Origin of the sequence: Wolbachia endosymbiont of Litomosoides sigmodontis (assembly GCF_013365435.1) — a bacterium.
Classification (GTDB): Bacteria; Pseudomonadota; Alphaproteobacteria; order Rickettsiales; family Anaplasmataceae; genus Wolbachia.
This window is the reverse complement of the sequence record NZ_CP046577.1, coordinates 165,256-184,180: the sequence shown is the minus strand read 5'-3', so window position 1 is coordinate 184,180 and position 18,925 is coordinate 165,256. Positions and strand designations below refer to the sequence as shown.

The window sequence follows — 18,925 nt, the reverse complement described above, 5'->3', positions numbered from 1 at the left end:
AAAGCACCTAAAATTTGAAAGAGAAGGGAAATTATTTACTCCCTCTTAACGTTATAGAAAAACTAAGTTGTGAATCAGAGTCAATTTGAACGAATTGAAGTATTGATACAAGAAAATCATAATATTATCATTAAAGAAGTGAGAACAAGAATCTAGAAAGATTTTTTTTGAATGTCAGTGAGTAGCATAGTACACCGCAATATGCAAAAAATGAGATTTTTATATATTATGCTAAGACTGATTCATAATTAACAGACAAAGGTAAGCAAGAAGAGTTAAAAAAAACTTAATGGGCAGTACTACTAATTCTCATTATTAGTGGATCAAATAAGTGACATTGCAGAGTTGTTTAATTGCGGAGTGAGAAAAAGAGGTAATAAATTTGCATAAAGCGCTCTCAAGCAAAGTAATTATATTATAGTCTTTATTACACATAATATCATATTATGCATATAACCAAAATCTCTCAATAGGAGAGAGCTCAGGTAAGTGTGGTGGCAGGCATATAATTAGATATTATGGGGTACATTTAAACTTTTTGCCTTATATTAACTAGCATAACTTCTGATAAGAAATGGTTCTTGTGTTCTTAAGTGTTGCAACCTTTGTCAAGAAATATATTCATACAACTAATGTTGCACATTCGATGCAAAAGAGCAAAAATTTTATCTACCTGATTTTACTTTAACCTGTGTTCTAACGTCCTTTTAAAATCATCCATATCCAACTTTTGAACATGTGCAAAACTGTGATTCATCAAAGATGAATAACTTTTTTGTTTAGGATGCTGACCAATAGTCTCATGAAGTTTTTTTTAAACCCTTCCTGTCTACCTTTATCTTATTCACTGTAAATTGGTCTTAGCGTATATACAAAAACTTCATTTTTTGCATATTAATGGTATGCTGTAGAATTGCTACATTCAAGCGAAACCTTTCCAAATTCTTATTCTCACTTCTTTAATGATAGTATTATGATTTTCTTGTATCAATACTTCAATTCGTTCAAATTGACTCTGATTCAACTTAGTTTTTCTATAACGTTAAGAGGGAGTAAATAATTTCCCTTCTCTTTCAAATTTTAGGTGCTTTATCCATACAGTTATTAGTACTGTTCTGATGAAATGCGACATATTTTTACTAAGGCTCTGTTATACTGTACTTTTTTGTTACAATTACAGCATTTAGTTTTTTTAACACTTTTTTTACCGATTCCATGACTTTTCATCCAATTGTTTTTAATTTCAATGCCATTTAAATCTTACTATTTTACTTACTTCAGCATAGCTTCTTTTTCACTATTTTCCATCTATTACTTGCACAGTGAGAATTGATGTAAGCTATGACGATTACAGAATTTAACATTTTTAAAAATCTTCATCCTCCTTGACCATGTTAATTTTACAAAACTGCCGTATTGGCAGTAAACATCCAACATCAACCAAGTTCACCTTATATTATAGTGCCAGTTTTGCTAATATGAAGAACTTTTTTTGTACTTACTTTCTTATTCAACCTGCTCATACATTTCTTCGCATTTTGAAGCCGTTTCATGCTCACTATTTGATATACTACCCAACACCTTGTTCACATTGAAAATGTCATTTGCGATACTTACTATACCCCCCCTGCATCACTTTATATCACTCTAAGCTAGGATAATAGCAAACAGGTATACTTTAACTTAAGCCAACTTCTAAATTTTCCACTGTCAATATTGATGATTTATTTAAAAAGCTGTCAACATCAGTAATACTACCTATATTTTTTGTACTGATGGATTGATCAATTCTTTTGACTAAATTAGATAAAACTTTATTAGGTCCAATTTCGATAAATTTGTTAATGCCACTACTTGCCATATGTAAAATCATTTCTCTCCATCTTACTCTACTCACAATTTGCTTAGCAAGTAAGGTCTTTATAATTTTTGGATCACTTTCTTCTTTAGCTGTAACATTTGATACAAAAGGAATTGAAGGATGAGTTATATCAATACTCTCTAGAAATTTCAAGACCTTTTTATCAGCAGGCTTCATAAGAGATGAGTGAAAAGGCCCACTAACTTGCAATTTGATTAATTTCCTCACACTCGAATTTTTGAACAAATCAGGTAATATTTTAAGGGAATCTGCAGTACCACTTACCACTACCTGTTCACCACCATTATCGTTCGCAATTTCATAAATTCCATCAATTTGAGCTGATTCTAATATATTTTCCACTTCGCTTATCTTTGCACCAAGCAACGCAACCATTCCACCTCTACATCTTAAAGAAGCTTGACGCATTGCTTCGCTACGAGTTTTCAGTAACTTAACTGTAGACTCGAGTGTCAATGCTCCTGCGGCACATAGTGCTGTATATTCACCAACTGAATGTCCACAAATATATCTAACACCGTAATTAGAAAAAAGAGATTTACCTAACATATGCTCCATAACACGTAGCGTTGCAATTGACACTGCCGTTATAGCTGGCTGAGCATTTTCTGTAATGGTTAGCTCTTCGATAGGACCATTGAAAATCAAATGAGATAACTTCCTACCTAGTATGCTATCTACTTCATCAAATACTTGTCTTGCAATGGCAAATTGACTATACAAGTCTCTTCCCATTCCTACAAATTGGGAACCCTGGCCAGGGAAAGCAAAAATCATAACAATAATTCTTGATTCTTTATTAAAAATACTACTTTATTTATCTTTTGTCAATGTTCAATAATAATAATTGACTTAATGAATTGAATACACTAGAGTAATAAATAACCAAAAGTTTATAAGAGCTCATGTTAGAAATTGATTATCATAAAATCACTATAGTCATGACAAATGGCCAAGAGTTTGAAACCCGTTCAACTTATGGGAAGGAGGGAGATAAGATAAAGCTTGATAGAGATCCTCTCACTCACCCTGCATGGACTGGAAGTTTGACAAGTGGATCAACAAATAAAACTAGCAAAATAGCTAAATTTAACGATAGGTACGGAAATATTTTCTAATTTTCCCTCTTTAAGTTTTAGGCTAGGGCATGCATAAGTATAAAAATATAGGCTATGTTGCTTCTGGACCACCAAAATCGCAAGAAGTATCTAAATTATTACAGAAGCTTAATTTTATTAGCGTAACAGAGAAAAATAAATCTGAAATTGATCTATTAATAGTTGTTGGTGGCGATGGTTTTATGCTACGCACCTTGCATAACCATATCATAGGAAACAAAGACATACATGTATATGGAGTAAATACTGGAAACGTTGGATTTTTGATGAATAAATGCTTCAATAGCAGCAAAGATTTGATTGATAATATAGAATACGCAACTTCAGCTCAGTTAACTTTGCTAAAGATGGAAGCTACAGATCTGAGTAGCAAAAAATATCACCATGTAGCGGTAAATGAAGTGTACATCTTTAGAAAGGCAAATCAGATAGTAGAGATGAATATTACTATCAATAATAAATTTAAAATGGAAAAATTCAGAGGAGATGGAATAATATTATCTACTCCCACAGGTAGTACTGCATATAACTTCTCCGCCGGCGGTCCAATTTTACCACTCAACTCAAACTTATTCGCACTTACCTCTATCAATAGCTACTACCCGAGGCATTGGGATGGAGCGCTGATCTCAAATGATACGATTGTGCAAATTGATATTAATGACGCACAAAATCGTCCAGCACTTATAGTATCAGATTACAAGGAGTTCTACAACATATCACAGATAAAAATGCAGAAAGACCATGAAAATACAGTTACTCTGCTCTTTGATAAGGATTATTCTCTAGACGAAAGAATCTTTGAAAGACAATTCTCATATTAAACTTTTCTAGTATTAGTCTCAAATTAGCATTTACTACATCTTAATAACTATAGTGTAATCAACACAACAGTAGTAATTAATTTTGGAGGGTAAGTATGCTAGAATTTAAAGATAAAATATCAGAAGAAGCACCAAAAACAGACCCACCATCGCCTGGAGTGGCAACAAATTCTATTTCAGATACATTGGGTGCAGCGCCATCAAAGCCACTGCGTATACAGACAAGGTTGTATAAAGAAGGACCAGATAATGAAGAAATGAACCATATTAGAAATGGTAGAACAGATAACCAAAGCTCAAATATGGAAAGAGCAGCTTTTGAAAGAACGCTGTTTAACAAAACTTGGAATAATAAAACATCAGAAGGTTGGAAAAAATTATTAAATAACAAGTCTAGTAATAATTCAGATACACCTCTAACTCCTTTTACACTGAGAGATAATTCTTACATTAAGAATAGTGAAGCAAATTCAACAACTTTTTTAATCAGCTCAGGCAAGAAAATAAACAGAGTCCAGCTACGGATAAAATACGCCATACAGCAAAAGGAAGTTATAATTTTTGGTGCAAATGCTATTATATTATGCACATCTGTAGCTTTAGCATATTTACAAGATAAAGCAAAATTTATCGCGTCTTTTGCAAATAGCCCACTCTATACCACTACATCAGTTATTGCATTTGCTTCACTGCTTGCGAGTAATTCGATATCCTGTGCAATAAAGCAATTTAGAAATTCTGAGGAATATCAAATCCAAAAAGGAAATGCAAATGAAATTTTGGATAAAGTGTTAAAGAACCAGCCAAAAGACAAGATAATAAAATCTGTAAGACTGGAATATAGCAATGGCACTCATTCAAATTTTGAACTTAACGCTTGGGAAGCTAAAAACAATTTTATTAACATTGGCGAAAAAGCAATTAGTAGAACTAATAAAATAAAATTAGTAATTAACAATAGGCCACTATTCACTGCATTATTAACTGGCATAGTTGCTGCAAATATAGTTTTTCCCTTAGGGCTACTTACAATAGATGGCGTTAATAATGTGAAAAAGTTTTACCAGAACCTTTTGAAACATAACATAGGATTGTCATTACTCATAGGTTCAGCTATATTTGCATTTTCGGCCATATGTCTTGGCGTACATTATTATAAGAAAACAAATTGTATTAACCTCATATATTTTCAGGAAAAGATTAACGCTGAAAGCATTAACAAGGAATTTATTAAGAAAATAGAACAAGAAAGAACAAATGCTCTCAAGAATAATCACGGCAAAGACGCTAAATGCAGTAGCTTAACGCTTGAACAAGTTGTAGTTCAATCTCACAATTACAAAGACACCTTTTACAGTATTGATGGATAAAGCACGCAGTAAAATCTCTTACATGATTTCGATGTCCCTTATACAAATCCCCTTTGCACAAGGAAGTGTAAAAGCAAAAATATGCTGCATTTCAAGAATAGCATTGACTGCATGGATAAAGTACCTAAAATTTAGAAAAGAAGAAAAATTGTTTACTCCCCCTCAATATCATAAAAACTAGATTAAATCAGAATCAATTTAAACAAATTAAAGTATGGATACAAGCAACCACAATATTACCATTTAAGAAATGAGAATAAGAATTTGAAAAAATTTAGCGTGAATGTCAGCAAGCTACGGTACATCGCAGTATGCAGAAAATGAAATTTTAGCACATTACGCTAAGACCAATTCATAATGAACAAGATAAAAGTAGACAAGAAGAGTTAAAAAAAACTTAATGAGATTATTGGTAAATATCCTGAATAAGAGTTATTTTTCTTTGATGAATCACGGCTTATATACATCTGAAAGTTGAATACAGGTAGTTTAAAAATGGCGTTAGAGCACAGGTTAAAGTAACATTGGGTAGACAAAATTTTTATCCCCTACAGGGCAGTTAATCCTAGAAATGGGAAAAGTTTTAGCTTATTTCAACTAAATACAATAGTGATTGCATGAATATGTTCCTCGAACAAAGGTCACAATATTTCAGAAAATAATAAGCTTTTTTTATCATGCATTGTGCTAGTTGACATAAGTCAAAAAATTTACAGGCACTTATATCGTGATTATATACTTACCACATGCTCATCTGAGCACAATCATATTCAGAGACTTTGGTTCTATATAAACAAGAACACTTTACGTAATAAAGTCTATAATACAATAGACCTACTTGAGAGCGCTTTGTACAAATTTATTACCTCTCTTTCTCACTCTGCAATTAAACAACTCTATAATATTATTTATTTAACATATTTACAATGATAATTAGTATAATTATCAATTAATACCAGCTTTTGTTTAACGCAATATCTATAGGCTATAGCTAAAACAACTGTTACACAAGAGATCTATTGAAAATAAGCAATGAAAAAGTAGAATAGATTAATAATAATTGTGTATTAAAAGAAATTATGAGCAATAGAAAGGACTTGCTAAGCGTTCTAGACCTTACAGTCAATAATGTGAAAAACATAATTGAATTAGCTGAGCAATACCTAAAAAATGAAGTTAAAAATAGCCGTATTTTGGAAAAAAAAACAGTAATAAATTTATTCTTTGAAGATTCAACACGTACGCTTGCGTCCTTTGAAATAGCAGCCAAAAGTCTTGGGGCAAACGTCGTAACTCTGCCAATAAAATTTTCTTCTATCAATAAAGGAGAAGATTTAATGGATATGATAAAAACGTTAAATGCAATGAATCCTGACTGTATAGTACTTAGGCAAAAAGACAGCGGTATTGTAAATATCTTGGCTAGCTATGTTAGCTGCCCACTAATTAATGCAGGTGATGGAAGTAGTGAACACCCAACTCAGGCTCTTGCAGATTATTTTGTAATCATCAGTCATAAAAAGCAAATAAAAAATCTTAAAATTGTTATATGTGGAGATATTTTGCACAGTAGAGTTGCAAGATCAAATATAAGATTGCTAAAAATGTTCGGAGCAAAAATATGCTTGATTGCACCGCCAACTTTGATTTGCAAACATTTTCCTGAGGTAGATTCAATCCATTATTCATTAATTGATGGTATAAAGGATGCTGATGTAATTATGCTTCTAAGGTTACAAAAAGAGCGCATGAATAGTAGTTGTTTTGTTCCTTCAAATAGAGAATATTTCTATTTGTATGGACTTGATTCACAAAAGTTGCTATATGCAAAACCAAATGTAATTATTATGCACCCAGGGCCAATAAATAAAGGGATTGAAATTAGCAGCGATATAACAGATCGTGTTATTTTACAACAGGTGGAATTTGGATTGGCAATACGTAAAGCAGTGCTGCACTATTATAGACCCTGCTAGTATCAAAAAAAGTATATAGCTTTATAATGATTTACATTTAATTTAACATGGCAGCTTTACACGCATTAAAGATGCTACTCTACTCAAGCAAAAATCTTTACATATTCGTTAGATTAAGCCTAATTATGGTTAATATGATCCGCCACACGATCAAAAATATTCTCACTAAGCTATATAGTAACTCATATCTTAAGTTGTCTATTTCAGCAATACTACTTATGAACTTACTCTTCTTATTAAAGAGAAGTAAATCATAACGATTGCCATCCTTCATTATCTTGATAGAATTTTATCTTCAGTAATATTCTACAAGCTTTTCCACGTTATCATCATGAATTACGAATGTATGATCCTTATATTCTGATCCAAGCCAACTTGTGCCAAAACTTTAACACAGATTACTTTTACGCCACCAGCTCTTTCTACCATACAATGCTTTTACACCATAATAATCTATGGTTACATTTGCCTTATGCTCCTTCTCTTAATCTTGCTCACGGCTTTTTTCCATTTTAGAACTGCATCTTTTAGAACAACACTTTCTCGCCACTCATTAAGACCACGTTTTGTCTTTTTCATTACCCACTACTTGTTACTAAATTAGCTATAGCAAGACTTAATAGCGTTATCTTCTACACTTGAGCAAGTCTTTACCCAATTAGAAACACTCCTCTTTTTGGATTTTGTCTTCTCCGCTTTGGTAGATCTTTTTCATCCTCTTCCTAAAAGAAAAACGACCATTCATGGATTTCCTATCTTCTGTTGCTGTATAAAGTAAATTATCAATAAAACTTAGGATAAGTCTCTCCTACTATATCTGCAATAATTGCTATTCCCATCTGATAATGATCATAATAGCTCTTTTGATTGTCTCTCCAAGATAGGTCTCTTATACTCTTTACCAAAAAGTCTTGCAAAATCAGTCAGTTTTTCTTCTTTTATTAGATGCATTACGTATTCTGCTAACCCCATCATTAAAACTTTGGCAAAATCCAACTTAGAAATCAAATAGAACGTTAATATATAAACAAGTTCTACTTGATAACGTAGTTGCAATCCTTATAATTCTCTCCTTTATTACCGCTAAGAGCACTTCCAGCTTTTTCAAAAGCATGAGAGAGTATATATTACTGATATAGTTATTGTCAGATGATTGTGCTATACCATTACCCGATATACAAGGATCATGACCATCACTTTAATATTTTTAGTAGCCTTCTTTTCTTTCAATAAAGAACAGTTTAAAGCAGAAACGTTTTCATGTGCTAGAAATGTATTATTATCTTTTTCATTTCAAAGATTTTATTAAACATTTTCAAAATGTCTTCTAATGATTTTAGGAAACTTTCGTTATTAATAATAACATCGCTATTTAAATCAGTAAGATCTTCAAAATTTTTGTCCGAAATAGGTCAACATTCAGGTTAAACTCATTATCAGCATTATCATCAGCAACGTTTAGATTTATCCCACTCTAGAATGTTTAACCTGTTTTTTGTTCATAATATTTGCTAGATCTTGCCTCTTCCTGTACTTTTTTTAAACCTTTAAACTCACTCTCTGTTAGATAGAATTATACTATATTTAGTATATATCTCCTTAATTCAATTAACACTCATACCAATATATACAAGCTCTTCAGAAATTTTCTCATATAACACATAATATTCTACGTCTGTATATCCTTTATTCACTGGATCACTGAGCTATTCTTTTGAGACTTCCTCTTATTTGCACCTCAGTTTAGCTTCCTTGAGCTTTTCAAAAGCATTTGAGATAATGGGCTTTTTTACACATAAATCCATAATACGCAATATAATCTTGATAACTTTGATGATTGACTAAATCCTCTTTCATATATGAGTCTTTAATATTGACCTAATCAGCAATATATCCGTGATCATGATTTTTACTGAATTTGTTTCATAATCTACGTAACATTTTATGCCCTCTTTTGGCACAAGAATAAGCAACTCATTTACCATAAATGAAAGAATACCATTTTTTCACAGAAGTCATGTATTTCCTTAATAGTAAAAGGTTCTTTATCATCTTCTCGGAGCTAGCATAGTATAGCGAATTAAACTGCTTCACTAAAAAATCTCTGTGAGCTTTTTTTTTCATAAATGAGTTTGTAAAAAGTATGGTCATTTGTGACCTTTACATTTTCAACAAGTTGACCATCATTTGCTCTGATCCTACTTTCAGACATTTTACCCATTTTACATTCAATTTTTAAATACAAGTTTCACTCTTAACATAATCTCTTTTAAAAAGCTTAAATTTTCATAATAACATATTCTATCTTAATAGAAGATACAAATAGTCAATTTAATATGTAAATATGTGGGACAATTAAAGCTTTATAATTTAGTTACAGCTAATGCCAATTTTCACTGCATTAAGAAAAGGATAGATAATAATGGAAAAGCCCCATTTGAAGTAAGTAGAACAGCAAGTAAAATAGCGTTAAAATCAAAAAAACTAATAGATAAAGCACCTAAAATTTTGGAGGAGAAGAAAAATTATTTTTTCTCCCCCCAACGTTATAGAAAAACTAGATTGAATCATAATCAATTTGAATAAGTTAGAAATATGGATACAAGAAAATCCTAATATTACCTTAAAAAATGAGTAATAATCCAGAAAAATTGGACTTGAACGTTAGCAAGTCTACGGTACACGTAATATATAAAATTAGTAAGTATCATGAATAGAAGTTCTTTTTTGAAGAATCACAATTTAGCACACACTTGAATATGGATGGTTTTAAAAAGGCATGAGAATACAGCTCAAAGTGAAATTAATTAGACAAAATTTTTGTTTTTACAGTTTTTGTATTGAGTGTCAACACTGCTTATATGCATTCATCTCTTGAACAAATATAGCAATATTTAAGGACATAAGAAGCCTTTCTTATCATGAATTGGGTTAATTAGCACAAGTCAAAAAATTTAGAAGTATTTAAAAATATGAGATTATATACCTACCAGAGCTCAATCTTATTGAGAGACTTCGTGGTAAAAAATAGAATATTTTGCGTAACACAAAGTTTATATAGAATGAATTACCTTGCTTGAGAGCTCTTTGTGCAAATTTAAATTACTCCTTTCTCACTCCTTAATTAAATAACTCTGCAATGTCACTCATTTGACCTACTAATAATGAAAATTAGTATAAATTCTGGCATTACATTAAATAATGCAATAAGGACAAAAATTTAAAAGCAAATTGACTTTTATCCTGCTGAAGCACTATACTAAAAACATGATGGGTAATTAGCTCAGTTGGTAGAGCACTTGCTTGACGTGCAAGCGGTCGCTGGTTCGAGCCCAGTGTTACCCACGCTTTTGTTCATAAAAAGATTTCATATGACAGCAGTACATAACGGCAAACATTCAGTAGCAGAGTCCAAGCGCTTAATCTATTCCATAATAATAGTTGCAATAACAATGTTTACAGAAATAGCAGGTGGAATAATCTCACGTTCATTAGCTCTGCTATCAGATGCAGGACATATGCTTACTGACCTCTTTGCCTTGGTTTTAAGCTGGATAGCACATAAATTTTCAGCCAAGAAATCAGATTTGCAAAGGTCATACGGATATCATAGATTGCAGATAATTGCAGCTTTTGTTAACGGTTTAACTTTATTCCTCATTGCAATGATCATTATAATTGAATCGGTAAAGAGATCTATTTTTCCAGTCAATATTGAGTGGAAAATAATGTTAATAATAGCCACACTTGGGCTGATTGCTAATATCTCAGTCTTTTTCATACTACATAACAAATGCGAAAGTAATATAAACATAAGGAGTGCTGTACTGCACGTGATAGGAGATATTTTAGGTTCTATAGCTGCTATACTCGCATCCATAATTATTATGCTTACCGGATGGCAAATAGTGGATCCAATTTTATCAATATTTGTTAGTGTGCTAATCCTAAATAGCGGCTATAAAATTCTAAAGAATTCTTATCATATCCTCCTTGAAGGTACACCTGACGGTATATCTGCTGAAGAGATAAAAAGTAAAATCATATCTGAATTACCTGAAGTGGTAGATGTACATCATATACATGCGTGGTCACTTTCTGATAATTATTTTATAATTACTATGCATGCCAAGGTAAAGGAAAATGCACAACACACTAATATTTTGTATGAAATAAAAAAAATACTACTAGATAAGTTTGAAATAGCGCACTCCACAGTTGAGATTGAACATGATGAATGCGCAGACAACAAGATAATTAAACATTGATATTATAAGCTATCAGCAACAACTGCACAAACAGCATAATTAAATAAACCAAGATTCAAGTAGCTTATAGGAATATAAAAAATTACTTAACACATCTTGTCGGCTCTCTTAATCAGCAGTAAGTTACTTTATACAACTTCCTAATCTGCGCAGATTAAATGATAAAAAGATTTTATATCTGGCACACTATTGCCTAATTACTTGGACTATGTACACCGTATTATGCCCCCTTTATAAAATTTCAAGCTCTCACCTATACAAGCTGAAACGTGCTTATAAAGCATTCAAGACATCACCAAATATCACTTTTTTAAAGTAAAGAGTCAGTAACACTAATTACATTATTAAAGGATAAGGTGGAACTTTTTGGATAACCAAAAAATATTTCACTGACGAACAACTATGTTGAATAGCAAATACGGCATTATGTCGCTTATCACAAAAACTCATATTTTGCACAATCGGAAAGAGTAAATACATTTTTCGAACGAATAATTTTATTCCACTTAACATGTTAAAACAAAAGAGACTAAATCTTTTCACAATCACCTATTTTACCGTCTCTTACACCGCTTAGCTGAATAGATACTATTATACAATCAATGAATCACCTGTCATTTCATTTGGTTTCTTAATTCCAAGTAACTGTAAAATAGTAGGAGCAATATCAGATAATCTTCCATCTTTCAACTTTAGGTTGTTACGAGAATTAGAGTATACAATAAATGGAACTTTATTTAGAGTGTGTGCTGTGTGAGGTGTATTACTTTCTTTATCAAACATACATTCCACATTTCCATGATCTGCAGTAATAATTAACGCAGCATCATTTACTTCCTTAACAGCATTTAATATTTTTGCAAGGCAATCATCAACAGCTAGTACAGCTTTTTTAGCTGCTTTCATGTTCCCTGTGTGCCCTATTATATCTGGATTAGCATAATTTACAACTATTAGCGCAAATTCTTGGGAACAAATTTTTTCTACAAGTTTTTCTGTAAGTTCAAAAGCTGACATTTCGGGTTGCAGGTCATAAGTTTTAACTTTTGGTGAAGGAATAAGTATTCTTTCTTCATTGAAGAAAGGCTCTTCTTTACCACAATTGAAGAAAAAAGTCACATGAGCATATTTCTCAGTTTCAGCAATACGTAATTGCCGCAATTTATTATCTGCTATTGTCTCTCCTAAAGTGTTAGTAAAAGATGTAGGGGCAAAAAGACAAGGAATCTGAAAGTTTTCCTTATATTTCACCATACTTAAAATTGAAGAAAATTTTGCTATCTTAGTATAACCTGTTTTGCCTAGCAAAACACTTGTCAACTGTATCATTCGATCAGCACGAAAGTTGGCTAATAATACCCCGTCTTTTGCTTCTATGCCTTTGTAACCACCTATTACTGCAGGCTTAATAAACTCATCAGGTATATTGTTTTGATAATTACTGTCAATCAACGACATTACACTATTGTGATATGTTGCCTTTGCAAATGCGATAGCTTCGTAAGCTTCTATTGTTCTTTCCCACCTATTATCTCGATCCATAGCATAGTAACGCCCAGAGACAGTAACAATTTCTATGTTATTGCCCTTTATATTCTCTTCAAATTCTTGAATGCACTTTTTTCCTGAATTTGGCAGTGTATCTCTGCCATCTAAAAATGCATGTATTACCACTTTGATCTTATGCTGTGATATTTTATTTGCTAGAATTGACATATGTTTTTGATGCGAATGAACACCACCATCTGAAACCAATCCCATTATGTGACACACGCCATTCTTATCCTTTAGATCACTAATAAAACTTTGTAAATTAGCATTGTTCTCTATTGTTTCAATTTCTTGATTAATACGTTGCAGACTTTGCATTACCACTCTACCACTACAAATGTTCATATGGCCAACTTCCGAGTTGCCCATCTGACCATCTGGTAATCCAACATCAGTTCCACAAGCAGATAAACTGCACTTTGGATAATTAGAGCTAATATATTGCCAACAGGGTGGATTTGCGTTGCTAATGGCATTGTATTTACTATCTCCTATTCCCCAACCATCTAGTATACATAAAATAACTGATTTAAAGTTCATATAGAATAATAGAGAAAAACGCTCCCCGGGCCGGATTCGAACCAGCGACCAATTGGTTAACAGCCAACTGCTCTACCACTGAGCTACCGAGGAATAAACTGTTTTCAATTTATCATGCTGAGCGCTAGTTGTAAACGTTTTTGTGCTTTATAAGATTTTAGTGATATCATCTTGAACAAGCTTCACCAACTTTCTTGTCATAGTACCTAAGCCACTTATTTATTTTCTCTGTACAGATAAAATGACAAAAATTTAATGTATATGAAAAATTCTATAAGCAGCACTTTAAAATAGAAAAAGTTACCAAAATAAGCTCCTTTTGAGAAAAATATAGTTTTTAGTGGCAATTTTAGAGCATTATTAGTAACTAATAGAGTTCTAATTTTATTTATTTCTAGCAAAAGGTTTATGGTTTTGTTTGGCAAAGAATTTTTATTTTTATGAGAAATGTTTTTAAGTTGTAGGAAGGTTGTTGTGTGAGAATGCCTGAAATAATTTGAGTAATTGCTCTTCCTTTTACATATTTGCTCTTATAGATATTCTTTTGAGAAGATGATTTATCAGATAAATGTGATAATTTCTAATATTTTTGATTCTCACCTAATATCAATTTCTACTGTATAAGAAACAAGCAGATAATAATGGAAAAGAAGCCATACTGAAGTAAGTAAAATAGCGAGATTTAAATAGCGTTGAACCCAAAATTATTGGATAAAAAAGCCGTAGAATTAGCAAAAGGAATATGAAGACAGCATTGATTACATGGATAAAGCACCTAAAATTTGAAAGAGAAGTAAAATTATTTACTCTTCTTAATTTCGTAAAAAAAACAGATTTGAATCAGAATCAATTCGAATAAGTTGAAGTATAGATACAAGGAAATCCTAATATTACCATTAAAAATGAGAACAAGGATCAAGGAAAAATTTGGCTTGAATGTCAGCAAGTCCACAATATACCGTAATATGTAGAAAATGAAGTTCTCATATATTACTTCAAGATCAATTCATAATAAACAAGATAAAGGTAGACAAGAAGAGTTTAAAAATTTAATGAGACTATCAAGATAGTATTCTGAACAAGAGTTATTTTTTTTTGATGAATTACGGTTCTGCACCACATTTGAAAGTTGGACAAGAGTGATTTAAAAAGGACGTTAAAACACGAATTAAAATAAAATTAGATAGATAAAATTCTTATCTCTACAGTACAGTTAATCCTAGAAATGAAGAGAGCTCCAGTTTTATTTACGCCTAATGTGGCAATACCGATTGTATGAGTATATTTCTCAAATAAATGTCGCAATATTTAAGAACATAAGAAGCTTTCCTTGTCATAGATATGCTAATTAGCATAAATCAAAAAAATTGAAGCACCTAAAAATATCTAGATTATATACTCACCATCATACTTACCAGAACTTAATCGTACTGAGGAACTTTAGTTATATATAAAACAGAACATTTTGCATAATAAAATCTATAATATAGTGCTTTGCTTGAGAACCCCTTGTGCAAATTTATTACCTCTCTCTTTTCTCACTCCACAATTAAACAACTCTGCAACGTCACTTATTTGACCAGTTTTAATAATGAGAATTAGTACTACTTACTTCAGCATGGCTTTCTTTTCCATTATTATCTATCAGTTCCCTATGTAAGGAGAATCGGTATAAATACCTAAATTTGAGTAAAAGAAATCTCACTATCACTCACTAATCTAGCTAAAATTCAAGTATTTCAATATCTTAGTTATTTCTCAAATAGAATTAAATTCATTGATACAGATAATGAATCACTAATCTTAAATTATGATCAGATTGACTATAAAAAAACAATATTTTCGGTAAGTTACTTACACCCTAACTATAGCTGGCCTTTCATAAGCAGAGATGCAACAAAGTCATTCTTTTATCAATTAATTCTTGTCTATCAGGTCAAGTGTGAATTACTGCACATGCCGGCTGTCGGACTTGAACTGACAACCTACTGATTACAAGTCAGTTGCTCTACCAATTGAGCTAAGCCGGCGTTAAATACGTTAACAATATACAATTATCAATGAATTTCAGTCAACTATTTTTATAATGACTAAAGTATTGCATAATGAAGTGGTATGAAAAAATTTTCATTTAAGCCAAAAAAAAGTCTAGGTCAAAATTTTATTTTATCGAGTGAGATAACAAAAAGAATAGTCATTTTAGCTGGTAATTTAAAAGATTTTAACGTCATTGAAATTGGCCCTGGATGTAGCGCATTAACAAGAGAGATATTAGCGCATAATCCCAAGTCTCTGCTGGCTATAGAAAAGGATAGTAATCTGGTGAAGCGTCATAACCAATTGCTTAATGAATACCAGAACAAATTTAGAATTGTAGAAGCGGATGCGCTTTATGTTGTAGAAGAGGACCTAATAGAACACCCAGTAAAAGTCATTGCAAACTTGCCTTACAATATTTCGGTAGCGTTATTTTTAAAGTGGTTAAACAAAATAAAACTTTTTACAACTTTGACATTAACGTTTCAGAAAGAGGTAGCAGATCGTATTATAGCAAGACCCAATTCTAAAGATTATGGTTCCCTATCAGTGCTAAGCCAGTTACTATGTGATGTAAGAAGGGAGTTTGATATCGAACCTAAAAAGTTTTTTCCAAGGCCGAAAGTATATACTTCAGTAATTACAGTGAGGCCTTTACCTACACAAAGATTCACAGTAAATTTAGAAGTCTTAACAAAATTAACACGTACTGTTTTTGGTCAAAGAAGAAAGATGCTAAGGAATAGCTTGCAAAATGTAACGAATCATACTGAAACCGCTCTTAAAAACGCTAAATTAAGTGGAAATGAGCGTCCAGAAAATTTAACTATTGAACAATTTTGTTTACTAGCAAACAGTATATAAACCACCTAATTTGCCGAAAGCCTTTAGCTACAAATATTACGTAGTAACAAAACAAGATAGACAAAATAGTATAAAAAGATAATGGAGCAAAAGTGGGGTAATAAGATAAACCTTTTAGAATTCTAGAAAAGTCTGCAGCAAAAAATAGCAAAGTTAGAAGCAAAAATAGAAAGATCCGTAAAGAGAGAATGAAAGTCTAAAGCTAAGAGAACAAAACCTTGAAGGTAGAAAATGCTAAATGAAAGGAAAAGGTTAGTTTAAATTCAAAAATTTATCAATATAAAGCAAAAAAGAACAACTGAAAAGCGAAAAGAATATTGTGTAATTAAATTGGGGGACATAAGAAAACTGTCAGGCTAAAATAGATGCAAGTGAGGCTATAAAAGTAGAATTGCTTCATGTGATAAATCACATTTTCACCAATTAAGGTGTTGATTTTCTAAAAATCGAGCCTTATGTGATGAAATATCAACCAGAGCACGTTATTGAAAGAGAGTAACAAATTACCAAAAGCAGTATATCAGACACATTTGGGCCAAGACTTAATACCCAATTCTCATTGTTAACAAGTTAAGTAATTAATATTGCAGAATTGTTTAATTGCGAAGTGAAAAAGAGAGTAATAAATTTGTACAAAGCACTTTCAAGAAAAGCAATTATATCATAAACTTTATTACGCAAAATGTTCTACTTTATATACAACCAAAGTTTCTGAATAAGATTAAGCTTTAGTGAGCATGGTGGTAGGTATACAATCTTAATATTTTAGATATCTTGCAATTTTTTGATTTATGCTAACCAGCATAATCCGTAACAAGAAAAGCTTCTGATGTTCTTTTAAATGGCACAAATAAACCAGGGCTCTCTCCATCTCTAGAATTAACCACATTGTGGAGATAAAAATTTTATCTACCTAATTTTACTTTAACCTGTGTTTTAACGTCCTTTTCTAACTACCATTGTCTAACTTTCAAGTGTGGTGCTAAACTATAATTCATCAAAGATGAATAACTCTTGTTCATGATACTTGCCAATAGTCTCATTAAGTTTTTTAAAACTCTTCCTGTCTACCTTTATCTTGTTCATTATGAATTGATCTTGATGCAATATACGAAAACTTCATTCTCTACATATTATGGTATGGCTGTAGATTCACATATTCAAGCCAAATTTTTCCTGAATCTCATTTCTTTAATGAAAATATCAGAATGTTCTTGCATTCATACTTCAACTCATTCAAACCGACTCTGATTCAATCTAGTTTTTCTACGATCTTAAGAAGAGCAAACAATTTTCTTCTTTTAAATGAAACTTTGCTGCAGCTGTTACACAGTACTTTTTTGCTACAATTACAGCATTTAGTGTTTTTTTGCAACATATGCATTATTTTACACTTCCTTCAAGCATTTTTTTGCTGACTCTATGATTTTCTTACTTAAAAATTTTGATTTCAATGCTATATACTAGCTTTTAACAAAAATGAAAAAGCACTAGCTACAAAACTCACAGAGAATTTCAATGCAAAATTAGCTAAAGGTTTAGATGATATAAGAAAAAATACAAATCTTGAAATGAAAGCATTTGATCTTAACTCTAAAATGTAAAATATGCCTAGCGAATACAAGAGCAAGGTGGTTAAACTATTAAAATGCGTATATATCTGATCTTACATATCAATGCGGAAGATTTAAGAAAAACATAAGAACATTTTTAAAATTGATACTGAGAAGGAAAACTTGACGCTTACATAATTCTAGGTGTAATAAAGAAACACTAAAGAACTATTTCTTTTTTTAACTATTTATATTCAATTACAGAACTACACCATAAAGTTAGTAATGAAATACATGTATTAGTTAAAAGCGATAAATGTAAGTAATTTATATTAAACAACAAGAGAACGTGCTCTTACAATACCAATTCTCACTACATAAGAAACGGATAGACAATAATAAAAAAGAAGCCTTACTGAAGTAGTAAGATAGCGAGATTTAAATGGCGTTGTGTGAAATCAAAATTTTTGAATAAGAAAGTCATAGAGTCAGCAAAAAAATGCTTGAAGGAAGTGTAAAATAATGCATATGTTGCAAAAAAACACTAAATGCTGTAATTGCAGCAAAAAAGTACTGTGTAACAGCTGCAGCAAAGTTTCATTTAAAAGAAGAAAATTGTTTGCTCTTCTTAAGATCGTAGAAAAACTAGATTGAATCAGAGTCGGTTTGAATGAGTTGAAGTATGAATGCAAGAACATTCTGATATTTTCATTAAAGAAATGAGATTCAGGAAAAATTTGGCTTGAATATGTGAATCTACAGCCATACCATAATATGTAGAGAATGAAGTTTTCGTATATTGCATCAAGATCAATTCATAATGAACAAGATAAAGGTAGACAGGAAGAGTTTTAAAAAACTTAATGAGACTATTGGCAAGTATCATGAACAAGAGTTATTCATCTTTGATGAATTATAGTTTAGCACCACACTTGAAAGTTA

At 31.5% G+C, this 18,925-nt stretch carries 10 protein-coding genes, 3 tRNA genes and 1 pseudogene; 9 read left to right on the top strand and 5 right to left on the bottom strand.

Annotated features, from left to right (window positions below; genetic code table 11):
• Window positions 1-1,335 precede the first annotated feature (1,335 nt).
• Window positions 1,336-1,620: pseudogene (locus GOY07_RS04585) on the bottom strand (IS66 family transposase); the annotation flags it as partial.
• A gap of 58 nt (window positions 1,621-1,678) precedes the next feature.
• Window positions 1,679-2,659 (bottom strand): ACP S-malonyltransferase, encoded by a 981-nt coding sequence (fabD, locus tag GOY07_RS00745; protein ID WP_175837466.1) that lies wholly within the window; start codon window positions 2,657-2,659, stop codon window positions 1,679-1,681.
• 128 nt (window positions 2,660-2,787) lie between these two features.
• On the opposite strand from fabD, the gene rpmE reads away from it, so the two are divergent.
• The 8 genes from rpmE to GOY07_RS00705 all read left to right on the top strand — a co-directional run bounded on the left by rpmE (window position 2,788) and on the right by GOY07_RS00705 (window position 11,438).
• Entirely contained in the window at window positions 2,788-3,000 is a 213-nt protein-coding gene (gene rpmE, locus GOY07_RS00740; protein WP_175837464.1) for a 50S ribosomal protein L31, read from the top strand.
• Window positions 3,001-3,029: 29 nt separating this feature from the next.
• Complete coding sequence (locus GOY07_RS00735) at window positions 3,030-3,824, top strand: NAD kinase (RefSeq protein WP_175837462.1); 795 nt, start codon at window positions 3,030-3,032, stop codon at window positions 3,822-3,824.
• Between the two features lie 95 nt (window positions 3,825-3,919).
• The gene (locus tag GOY07_RS00730) at window positions 3,920-5,194 is read left to right on the top strand and encodes a hypothetical protein (RefSeq protein WP_175837460.1); all 1,275 of its coding nucleotides are present in this window, start codon (window positions 3,920-3,922) and stop codon (window positions 5,192-5,194) included.
• A gap of 31 nt (window positions 5,195-5,225) precedes the next feature.
• Window positions 5,226-5,375 (top strand): hypothetical protein, encoded by a 150-nt coding sequence (locus GOY07_RS00725; RefSeq protein ID WP_218938972.1) that lies wholly within the window; start codon window positions 5,226-5,228, stop codon window positions 5,373-5,375.
• Window positions 5,376-6,273: 898 nt separating this feature from the next.
• The gene (locus tag GOY07_RS00720) at window positions 6,274-7,170 is read left to right on the top strand and encodes an aspartate carbamoyltransferase catalytic subunit (RefSeq protein WP_175837456.1); all 897 of its coding nucleotides are present in this window, start codon (window positions 6,274-6,276) and stop codon (window positions 7,168-7,170) included.
• A gap of 2,346 nt (window positions 7,171-9,516) precedes the next feature.
• Window positions 9,517-9,756 carry a hypothetical protein gene (locus tag GOY07_RS00715; protein WP_175837454.1) on the top strand — a complete coding sequence of 80 codons (240 nt, stop codon included), beginning with the start codon at window positions 9,517-9,519 and terminating at the stop codon, window positions 9,754-9,756.
• Between the two features lie 686 nt (window positions 9,757-10,442).
• Window positions 10,443-10,515, top strand: a tRNA-Val gene (locus tag GOY07_RS00710).
• Window positions 10,516-10,541: 26 nt separating this feature from the next.
• Window positions 10,542-11,438: a cation diffusion facilitator family transporter gene (locus GOY07_RS00705; protein ID WP_175837453.1), complete on the top strand. Its 897-nt coding sequence runs from the start codon at window positions 10,542-10,544 to the stop codon at window positions 11,436-11,438.
• A gap of 591 nt (window positions 11,439-12,029) precedes the next feature.
• Here GOY07_RS00705 and gpmI read toward each other — a convergent pair.
• The 3 genes from gpmI to GOY07_RS00690 all read right to left on the bottom strand — a co-directional run bounded on the left by gpmI (window position 12,030) and on the right by GOY07_RS00690 (window position 15,559).
• A complete protein-coding gene (gene gpmI, locus GOY07_RS00700) occupies window positions 12,030-13,529 on the bottom strand; it encodes a 2,3-bisphosphoglycerate-independent phosphoglycerate mutase (RefSeq protein WP_175837451.1) in 1,500 nt (499 codons plus the stop codon).
• A gap of 21 nt (window positions 13,530-13,550) precedes the next feature.
• Window positions 13,551-13,622: transfer RNA gene (locus tag GOY07_RS00695), tRNA-Asn, on the bottom strand.
• Between the two features lie 1,864 nt (window positions 13,623-15,486).
• Window positions 15,487-15,559 (bottom strand) — tRNA-Thr (locus tag GOY07_RS00690).
• Window positions 15,560-15,644: 85 nt separating this feature from the next.
• Here GOY07_RS00690 and rsmA point away from each other — a divergent pair.
• A complete protein-coding gene (gene rsmA, locus GOY07_RS00685) occupies window positions 15,645-16,430 on the top strand; it encodes a 16S rRNA (adenine(1518)-N(6)/adenine(1519)-N(6))-dimethyltransferase RsmA (protein ID WP_175837449.1) in 786 nt (261 codons plus the stop codon).
• Window positions 16,431-18,925 lie beyond the last annotated feature (2,495 nt).

Excerpts from the sequence above, each read along its gene's own strand:
- fabD (WP_175837466.1), bottom strand. The coding sequence starts at position 2,659 with ATGATTTTTGCTTTCCCTGGCCAGGGTTCCCAATTTGTAGGAATGGGA.
- rpmE (WP_175837464.1), top strand. The coding sequence starts at position 2,788 with ATGTTAGAAATTGATTATCATAAAATCACTATAGTCATGACAAATGGC.
- GOY07_RS00735 (WP_175837462.1), top strand. The coding sequence starts at position 3,030 with ATGCATAAGTATAAAAATATAGGCTATGTTGCTTCTGGACCACCAAAA.
- GOY07_RS00730 (WP_175837460.1), top strand. The coding sequence starts at position 3,920 with ATGCTAGAATTTAAAGATAAAATATCAGAAGAAGCACCAAAAACAGAC.
- GOY07_RS00725 (WP_218938972.1), top strand. The coding sequence starts at position 5,226 with ATGTCCCTTATACAAATCCCCTTTGCACAAGGAAGTGTAAAAGCAAAA.
- GOY07_RS00720 (WP_175837456.1), top strand. The coding sequence starts at position 6,274 with ATGAGCAATAGAAAGGACTTGCTAAGCGTTCTAGACCTTACAGTCAAT.
- GOY07_RS00705 (WP_175837453.1), top strand. The coding sequence starts at position 10,542 with ATGACAGCAGTACATAACGGCAAACATTCAGTAGCAGAGTCCAAGCGC.
- gpmI (WP_175837451.1), bottom strand. The coding sequence starts at position 13,529 with ATGAACTTTAAATCAGTTATTTTATGTATACTAGATGGTTGGGGAATA.
- rsmA (WP_175837449.1), top strand. The coding sequence starts at position 15,645 with ATGAAAAAATTTTCATTTAAGCCAAAAAAAAGTCTAGGTCAAAATTTT.